The sequence below is a fragment of the Hyphomicrobium sp. genome (assembly GCF_020852195.1).
GTDB lineage: Bacteria > Pseudomonadota > Alphaproteobacteria > Rhizobiales > Hyphomicrobiaceae > Hyphomicrobium_C.
This window is the reverse complement of sequence record NZ_JADZBI010000010.1, coordinates 1-7,632: the sequence shown is the minus strand read 5'-3', so window position 1 is coordinate 7,632 and position 7,632 is coordinate 1. Positions and strand designations below refer to the sequence as shown.

General features: G+C 66.4%; 6 protein-coding genes and 1 pseudogene. 3 read left to right on the top strand and 4 right to left on the bottom strand.

Annotation, left to right across the window (positions count from 1 at the left end):
- On the top strand, positions 1 to 745 hold a 745-nt coding region (locus IT540_RS00875), incomplete at its 5' end, for a DctP family TRAP transporter solute-binding subunit (protein WP_291171984.1).
- Positions 746 to 798: 53 nt separating this feature from the next.
- Here the strand turns inward: IT540_RS00875 and IT540_RS00870 are convergent.
- Positions 799 to 1,158, bottom strand: a complete 360-nt coding sequence (locus tag IT540_RS00870; protein ID WP_291171982.1) for a DUF1428 domain-containing protein — start codon at positions 1,156 to 1,158, stop codon at positions 799 to 801.
- A gap of 170 nt (positions 1,159 to 1,328) precedes the next feature.
- Here IT540_RS00870 and IT540_RS00865 point away from each other — a divergent pair, with 170 nt between their 5' ends.
- Together IT540_RS00865 and IT540_RS00860 are read left to right on the top strand one after the other, a co-directional pair.
- Positions 1,329 to 1,982 carry a TRAP transporter small permease gene (locus IT540_RS00865; protein WP_291171980.1) on the top strand — a complete coding sequence of 218 codons (654 nt, stop codon included), beginning with the start codon at positions 1,329 to 1,331 and terminating at the stop codon, positions 1,980 to 1,982.
- Entirely contained in the window at positions 1,979 to 3,304 is a 1,326-nt protein-coding gene (locus IT540_RS00860; RefSeq protein ID WP_291171977.1) for a TRAP transporter large permease subunit, read from the top strand. The genes IT540_RS00865 and IT540_RS00860 overlap by 4 nt, the downstream gene beginning before the upstream one ends.
- A 44-nt stretch (positions 3,305 to 3,348) precedes the next feature.
- Here IT540_RS00860 and IT540_RS00855 read toward each other — a convergent pair whose 3' ends face one another.
- The 3 genes and pseudogenes from IT540_RS00855 to sucC all read right to left on the bottom strand — a co-directional run.
- On the bottom strand, positions 3,349 to 6,201 hold the full coding sequence (locus IT540_RS00855; protein ID WP_291171974.1) for a phosphoenolpyruvate carboxylase: 2,853 nt from the start codon (positions 6,199 to 6,201) through the stop codon (positions 3,349 to 3,351).
- Between the two features lie 131 nt (positions 6,202 to 6,332).
- Complete coding sequence (gene sucD / locus IT540_RS00850; RefSeq protein WP_291171971.1) at positions 6,333 to 7,229, bottom strand: succinate--CoA ligase subunit alpha; 897 nt, start codon at positions 7,227 to 7,229, stop codon at positions 6,333 to 6,335.
- Between the two features lie 11 nt (positions 7,230 to 7,240).
- Positions 7,241 to 7,632, bottom strand: a pseudogene (sucC, locus tag IT540_RS00845) (succinate--CoA ligase subunit beta); the annotation flags it as partial.

The window sequence follows — 7,632 nt, the reverse complement described above, 5'->3', positions numbered from 1 at the left end:
GCTGGCCCCCTCGCTGGCGAAGTTCGGGCCGCTCGGCGTGAAGGAGTTCGAGGTTTTCGATCTTCCCTACATCTTTGCGGGCTACGAGGACCTCGCCAAGGTCACGGAAGGCGAGATCGGCCGCGATCTGCTCGACCGGCTGAAGTCGAAGGGCCTGATCGGCCTCGCCTACTGGAACAACGGCTTCAAGATCCTCTCCGCCAACAGCCCGCTTTACGGTCCGGACGACGTCCTGGGCCTCAAGATGCGCATCCAGGCTTCCAAGGTGATCGAGGCGCAGATGTGGGCGATCGGCGGTCTGCCGCAGGTAATGGCCTTCTCCGAGGCCTATCAGGCACTGTCGTCGGGCGTGGTCGACGGCACGGAGAACACGCCGGCCAACATGTTCAACCAGAAAATGTACGAGGTGCAGAAGCACGCCACGCTCACCAATCACGCCTATCTCGGCTATGCGGTGATCTCGAACGACAGGTTCTGGCAGGGGCTGCCAGCCGACATTCGCGCCGCCCTCGAGCGCGCCATCGCCGAGACGACGCCGGTCGCCAACAGGCTGGCCTTCGAGGAGAACGAGCAGGCGCTCGATGAGATGCGCCAGAGCGGTCGTACCGTGTTCCACGAGCCGACGCCCGAGGAGCGGGCGGTCTGGATGGCGGCGCTGACGCCCGTGCATGACGAGATGGCATCCCGCGTCGGCCGCGACCTGATCGACCGCATCTACGCCACTACCGGCCGCCCGACGCAGTAGCAAAGCCCCCTCTCCCCATCGCAACGTGCAGGGCGATGGGGAGAGGGGGTCGCTCACACATCCACCAGCACGGTGAAGCCGCCCATCGACATTTTCTTCATGTCGAAGGGCATCGACTTGGCTTCCATCATGCCGGACAAGCGCTTGTCCTGCATGACCTTGGCGTTGACCTGGTCGCGCTGCGCCTTTGAGCGGTAGACGATCCACGAGAACACTGCCGACTCGCCGGGCTTGAGCCTCAGGAGCTTCGGAAACGGCCTCCCGAACGGCATGTCGAGGTCGTCACCCACGCATTCGCGGTATTCGAGTGCCCCGTATTCCCGCCAGACTTTGCCAGCCTTCTTGGAGAGCTTCTTGTAATCGTCAATCTTGTCCGTCGGCACGATCAGCAGAAATCCGTCGACATAGGCCATAGGAAGCTCCTTTCGCGTTTTCTCCGGGACGAGCGGTCGGCAAGGGCGAAACTACCGAGGGAGACCGGAGTTGCACCGAGGCGCGTGACGGCACGTCCGTCCCGTGTCATAGCGGTCCGGAGAAAAACGGCCAAACCGGGATCTGAACCCGGAGGGTCGAGGGAGAAGCGATGGAGGAACGGCGCTCGAGGGCCGCGCGGTGGCTCGACCATCTCGAGGAGATCGTCATTGCGACGCTGCTCGGCGCCGCGACGCTCCTGATCTTTGTTGCCGTCGCGCAGCGTTACGGCCTGTCGGGCGTGGCCTCGGTCTACCGCTGGGCGCGCGCCGAGGACCTCCCCTGGCTGACCAGCGTCTCGAAGAGTCTGTTCTTCGCCATCGCCTACGTGCGGCTCACGTGGGCGCAGGAGCTCTGCATTTTCATGATCGTGTGGATGGCCAAGTTCGGCGCTGCCTATGGCGTGCGCACCGGCATCCACGTCGGCGTCGACATCCTGGTCGAGCACCTGACGGGCACGGCGCAGCGGGCGCTGATCATCGCCGGGCTTCTCGCCGGCGCGTTGTTCACCGTCATCATCGGCACGCTCGGCGCCCATCTCGTCTGGCACATTGCCCAGACCGGCCAGACCTCGGCCGTGCTCGAGTGGCCCATGTGGCTGGTCTACCTCGCGGTGCCGCTCGGCTCCTACCTCATGTGCTACCGCTTCCTGGAGGTGGCCTGGACCTTCTGGCGCACCGGCGAGCGTCCTCATCACGATCCCGGCAAGGTTGAAGGCATCGAGCCGGAGCCCGGGCCGAGCCCCGGCGGCGGGGGCGCCCGATGACGGCCGCCTTCATCTTCCTGGTGCTGGTCGCGCTGCTGCTGGTCGGCATGCCGGTCTCGATCGCGCTCGGCCTCACCGTGCTTTTCGTCTTGTTCGTGCTGACCGACGTGCCGCTCGATGCCGTCGCCCTGAAGCTCTTCACGGGCATCGAGAGCTTTGAGCTGATGTGCATCCCGTTCTTCATCGTGGCCGGCAATTTCATGACTCACGGCGGCGTCGCGAAGCGCATGATCCGCTTCGCCACCGCCATGGCCGGCCATTGGCCGGGCGGCCTCGGTCTCGCCGCGGTCGTCGCCTGCGCCATCTTCGCGGCCGTCTCAGGCTCGTCGCCCGCGACCGTCGTCGCCATCGGCTCGATCATGATCCCTGCCATGGTGGCGCGCGGCTACCCTAAGAGCTTCGCGGCCGGCGTCGTGGCCTCGGGCGGCGTTCTCGGCATTCTGATCCCGCCGTCCATCGTCATGGTGCTCTACTCCGTCGCTACCTCCGGGATGATGGTCGAGGGCCCTGCGGGAGAACGGGTGCATTCGGCATCCGTCGACGACCTCTTCATGGCAGGCGTTGTTCCGGGTCTCCTGCTCGCCACGCTGCTCGGCCTGACCACGATCTGGCTCGCGCGCCGCCGCGGCTATCCGAGGAGCGAGCGCCAGCCCTGGAGCGAGGCGCTGGCCGCTTTTGTCGACTGTTTCTGGGGTCTCGCTCTGGTCGTCATCGTCATGGGCGGCATCTACGGCGGCGTCTTCACGCCCACCGAGGCCGCGGCCGTGAGCGCGGTATACGCCTTCATCGTCGCCGTCTACGTCTACCGCGACCTCGCGCTCGCGGATGTGCCGCGCGTGCTGTTGGCCTCGGCCAGCATGAGCGCCATGCTGCTCTACATCATCACAAACGCCGTGCTGTTCACCTTCCTGCTCACCCACGAGCAGATCCCGCAGGCCATGGCGGACTGGCTGATCGCCCAGGGCTTCGGGCCGATCACGTTCCTCCTGGTCGTGAACATCATCCTCCTGCTCGCAGGCAGCGTCATGGAGCCGGCATCCGTGACGCTGATCCTGGCGCCGATCCTGTTTCCGGTGGCGGCCAAGCTCGGCATCGATCCGGTGCACTTCGGCATCATCATGGTCGTGAACATGGAGATCGGCATGATCACGCCGCCGGTGGGCCTGAACCTCTACGTCGCGAGCGGCATTTCGCGGCTCGGCCTGACCAAGCTCGCGGTGGCCGTGGTGCCATGGCTCCTCACCATGCTCGGCTTCCTAATGCTCGTGACCTACTGGCCCGCTCTGTCCCTCGCACTGCCCCGCTGGCTCGGCATGATGTGATGTCTCTCCCTCTCCCGCGAGCGGGGAGAAGGGGATGCGTCGCCTCAGCCGAACGCGCCCCAGTGATGCGAGATGCCGGTGCCGATCTCGCGCACCAGCTCGTAGGCCTGCTCCATCGGCTCCAGGATCTCGGTCTCGATGCGCCCGTAGTCGTCGATGCCCTTGGGCAGATACGTCGCCTTCTCGAGGAACATATCGTCGTCGTGCGGATCGTCGACGCGGCGTGGGAAGGCCTGCCGCATCACCTGCAGAACCTCCGGAATTTCGAGGCTCAGCGCCTTTCTCACGATCTCGGCGTGCGTCACCTCGTTGGTCGGCGTGAAGCGCGGCAACTGCGCGGTGAGAATGAACAGCCGCATGATCAGCGCCGCCCGGATCGCCTGCAAGAGGTCGAGCTCGAGCCGGTGGTCGTCCGGGATCTTGCCGCCCTCGAGCCCGATTTCCTCCAGGATGCCGTGCAGCTCGATGGCGTCGAGCCGCAAGTAGTAGGCAAGCCCGTTGATCATCTGCGCCCGGTCGTCGTCGAGCAGGCGCTCGGCCAGGAACTTGAACGCGCCGTCGAGATGCGGCTCGCGCGCCCACGATGCGCGCTGCGCCCAGAAGCCGGGGTCGAAAATGATCGCGTTCGCGCCTACTGCGTTGAGGCTCGAGAGCTGCTTGGCGCGCGCGATCATCTCGATCAGCGGCCGGAGCCGCTGCGATTTCTTCGCCATCTCGACGAACCGGTCGCGCTCGCTGCCGACGGCCGCGCCGAGCCCTGCCACGACGTTCGCCACGTAGCCGAACTGCTGCAGGATGGCGTTATTCGGGATCGCGCGCATGCGCGCCGGATCGCCGCGATCGGAGTGATGGTCGCCCTGCCGCTTCACGGGCCGCGATCCCGTCTTGAACAGGAGGTTCGCCCCGAACGCGCCGAGCAGCGCCCGATAGCCGGGATGCGCGAACAGCTCCTGCTGGTAGTCGCGCAACCGGATCTGGAAATCGAGCGCAAGGTTGGTGTCCGTGTAGAACGGATCCTCGCCCTCTCCGGGGTCCTTTCCGCTCATGATGATGGTCGCCAGCGCCCGCTGCGCGAACGCGCGGTTGGAGAAGAAGAGATAGCCGTCGCCGCCCTGGAAGCTGGTCTCGTGCTTCACCGGAAGCCCGGCACGGAAGAAGCGCCAGCGCGACTCGCCCGGGAACACGTAGCGCAGCCGGCGCCGCAGCGGACCGGGATGCGCGCCGCGCCCCATGCTCTCGCCGTGCGTCGAGAAGATCAGCGTCTCGACGTTCTTGAGCTTGGCCTTGCGCACCACCTCGGCGAGGCCATGGTGCAGGCGCTCGTGCGCCAACCCCGCCGCGATCTGGCCGATGAAGCGGCCCGCATCGGAGTAGCCGGTCTGCACCGCCAGGCGGCCGCGCTTCGTCACGTAGTCGCGGTACGCCTTCTCGGCGAGCAGGCGCTCGACGAGACGCGGTCCGGTCTCGAGTGCCTCCGGCGTCTCGAACAGCGGTGACACGTCGACGATCTCGGAGACGCCGAACAGCTTGGCGAAGTAGACCGCGATCAGGATCGTGGCCGGGCTTTCGCACTCGGCGATCAGGTAGCGGATCGGCGTATCGCCGTCGATGTGCTTGGCGATCTGCGCGGCGAGCGCGAACTGCCGGATGGCGGTCGCGTTCTCAAGATCGAGCGTCTCGAAGTTGACCGTCTCCGGCTTCACCGAGTTGATCATCTCGACGATGCGCGCCAGCGCCTGCCGCTCCGTGAGGTTGCGCGTCCAGCTCTCGTGCACGAACGCGCGGAAGGCGTTGTTGATCTGCACGGCATTGACGCGCACGTGGATATGGCTCATGCCGAGCCCGGTCGCGCGCAACAGGCCGGCCACCGAGGCAACGGCAATCTTGGCACTCGTGTCCGGGGCGGCAGCGACGATCTGATCGAGCAGGGCCAGGATCGGCTCGGCGCTGGTCAGATTGTGCCCGTCCCCCTGCGAGATGATGTTGGCCGCATGCGCCAGCGTGAAGCCGTCCTTGCCGACGCCTTCGAGCGCTTTGACGTGGGAGTCGGCGGCGGCGATGCCGAGATCGAGCTTGCCCGTCACCTGCCGCACCAGCCGCACCATCTCCGCCTCCTCGCCGAGAACGGGCTTGAGGGCCAGCACGCGCTCGCGGATGTCCGACAGCGCCGCCACCTTCTCCTTGAGACGCACGATGAACGAGAACGTCCATTTGATATCGGTGCGCCCATCGAGGTCGTAGCCGACCCAGGAGGCGAAGGTGCAGAGCTGCGGGTCGGCCGTGAAGGCGCGCTCGCCGAACGTCGATTGGGCGGCAGCGAAGAAGTCCACGAGGATGTCCGCATAGGCATCGCGCAGGTTCTGGATCGCGCTTTGCACGCGGGCATGCTCATAGACGAGCGTGAGGTTCGGATCGGGACGATGCGGGAGCCCGATCGTCTGCCCCTTGGCGGTCCCCGCCATGGCGATCTCGGCCATGCGGTTGGAAAGCGCCTCCGAGAGCCCGAACGTCGGGTGCGCGGTGAAGACGATGCCGTTGCGCGCCCGGGAGAACCGCGCCTTGAAGGCCTCGAAGTCGTCGGGGTCGATCCCGGCGACCTCTCGCGCGATGAACTCCGCGAACTCCTTGCGCGTCGCCGCCTCGCTCTCGACGCCGATCTGCTCCTTGAGCAGGAGCGCGCGGTGCACGCAGGCGCTGTCCATGAGGCGGGTTGCGAGCGCGCGCACGTCGTCGAAGCTGACGTCGCCGGCTTCGAGGCGGCGCGACAGGTCGAACGCGACATTGACGATGGGGTTGAGAGTCGGCTGGTCCGGGATCTGCGCCCGGAGTGCCTTGAGCTCAGCGCGGAGCGCTGTCTCGTCGAGCTTCGTGCTGCCGGACGACTTCGACTTCGACATTATATGCTCCTCGACCGCCCCCGGATCGGGGCTCGCTTAATGAGTCCCAAGGCAGAGAGGGGCCCGGCGGCCGCGAGACCGCCGGGTCGTCGGGCCGGCCCTGCCATCGGGCGCAGTGCCTGCCCGGACCTTTACGCTGCCTTGCGGGCAGATAGGACCTTCTGAACGGTGGCGCCCATCTCGGAAGGCGTCGGCGCGATGACGACGCCGCAATCCTTGAGGATGTCGACCTTCTCGGAGGCCGCTTCGCCGAAAGCCGACACGATGGCGCCGGCGTGCCCCATGCGCCGGCCCTTCGGAGCGGACAGGCCCGCGATGTAGGCGACGACGGGCTTGTTGAAGTGGTCGCGGATGTACTCACCCGCTTCCGCCTCCTGCGGCCCGCCGATCTCGCCGATCATCATCACGGCGTCGGTCTCCGGGTCCTCGGCGAAGTGCTCGAGCACGTCCTTGAACGAGGAGCCGTTAATCGGGTCGCCGCCGATGCCGACCGACGTCGACACGCCGATGCCGAGCGCCTTGAGCTGCGAGGCCGCCTCGTAGCCGAGCGTGCCCGAGCGTCCGACGATGCCGACGCGGCCGGGCGCGTAGATGTGGCCGGGCATGATGCCGAGCATGGCCTTTCCGGGCGAGATGGTGCCGGCGCAGTTCGGCCCGGTGAGGATCATGCGGTTCTCTTTCTTGTAGCGCCGCATGTAGCGCTTGACGCGGATCATGTCCTGCGTGGGGATGCCGTCGGTGATGCAGACGCAGTATTTGATGCCCGCGTCCGCCGCCTCCATGATCGCGTCCGCCGCGAACGGCGGCGGCACGAACACGATCGAGGCCTCGGCCCGCGTCTCGTCCACCGCGCCCTTCATGGTGTTGAACACCGGGCGGCCGAGATGCGTCGTGCCGCCCTTGCCGGGGGTCACGCCACCGACCACGTTGGTTCCGTAGTCGATCATCTCCTGGGCGTGGAAGGTGCCGATGCGCCCGGTGAAGCCCTGCACGAGGATCGGCGTATTCTCGTTGATGAAGATGGCCATGGGTTTCCTCCTTACGCGGCTTTTTTGGCTGCAGCCACGGCCTTGTTGGCCGCATCCGCCAGCGTTTCGGCACTGATCATGGTGAGGCCGCTCTGATCGATGATCTTGCGGCCTTCCTCGACGTTGGTGCCGGCGAGGCGCACGACAATCGGCACCTTGATCTCGAGCTCCTTGATGGCGTCGACGACGCCCTTGGCCACCCAGTCGCAGCGGTTGATGCCGGCGAACACGTTGACGAGGATCGCCTTTACGTTCTTGTCGCGCAGCACCGCCTTGAACGACTTGGTGACGCGCTCGGGGGAGGCGCCGCCGCCGATGTCGAGGAAGTTCGCGGGCTCGCCGCCCGCGAGCTTGATCATGTCCAGCGTCGCCATGGCGAGGCCGGCGCCGTTCACGATGCAGC

Excerpts from the sequence above, each read along its gene's own strand:
- IT540_RS00860 (WP_291171977.1), top strand. The coding sequence starts at position 1,979 with ATGACGGCCGCCTTCATCTTCCTGGTGCTGGTCGCGCTGCTGCTGGTC.
- sucD (WP_291171971.1), bottom strand. The coding sequence starts at position 7,229 with ATGGCCATCTTCATCAACGAGAATACGCCGATCCTCGTGCAGGGCTTC.
- IT540_RS00865 (WP_291171980.1), top strand. The coding sequence starts at position 1,329 with ATGGAGGAACGGCGCTCGAGGGCCGCGCGGTGGCTCGACCATCTCGAG.
- IT540_RS00870 (WP_291171982.1), bottom strand. The coding sequence starts at position 1,158 with ATGGCCTATGTCGACGGATTTCTGCTGATCGTGCCGACGGACAAGATT.
- IT540_RS00855 (WP_291171974.1), bottom strand. The coding sequence starts at position 6,201 with ATGTCGAAGTCGAAGTCGTCCGGCAGCACGAAGCTCGACGAGACAGCG.